The organism is Nonomuraea sp. NPDC048916 (assembly GCF_040649575.1).
Classification (GTDB): Bacteria; Actinomycetota; Actinomycetes; order Streptosporangiales; family Streptosporangiaceae; genus Nonomuraea.
In genome coordinates this window covers 1-558 of record NZ_JBEZFS010000182.1, presented here as the reverse complement: position 1 = coordinate 558, position 558 = coordinate 1, and the positions used below count along the sequence as shown (strand labels likewise).

Sequence of the window (558 nt, the reverse complement as noted above, 5' to 3'; positions counted from 1 at the left end):
GCGCTGTTCGGCGGCCACGGCGGCCTTGGCCTCCTCGGCGGCCTCCACCATGTCCTGCGGTACGTCGACGAAGATCCGCTTGCCGATCCAGGCGGCGTACCCCCAGGCGGCGATGACGGACGGGATGCCGACGACGATGCCCATCAGGATGACCCAGCCGAGCGACACGTTGAAGAGTCCGGCGGCGGCCACCGGCCCCGGGTGCGGCGGCAGGAACGCGTGGGTCATCGACAGGCCCGCCAGCAGCGGCATCGCGTAGAGCAGGATCGATTTGCCGGAGCGCTTGGCGGCGGCGTACACGATCGGCGCGAGGACGAAGATGCCGACGTCGAAGAAGACCGGGATACCGAAGACGAGGCCGGTCATCCCCATGGCGAGCGGGGCGCGCTTCTCACCGAAGGCGTTCAGCAGCCGGGCGCTCAACACCTCGGCCCCGCCGGACACTTCGAGGATCGCGCCGAGCATCGTGCCGAGCCCGATGATGATCGCGACATGGCCGAGGATGCCGCCCATGCCGGACTCGATGACCGAGACGGCGGCGGATTTCTGCACGGTGCC

Annotated in this window: 1 protein-coding gene; it reads right to left on the bottom strand. The window is 69.5% G+C overall.

Annotation, left to right across the window (positions count from 1 at the left end; all coding sequences use genetic code 11):
• Nucleotides 1-558 (bottom strand): SLC13 family permease (locus tag AB0C16_RS40340; protein WP_357691458.1); only part of this gene is annotated, 558 nt, incomplete at both ends.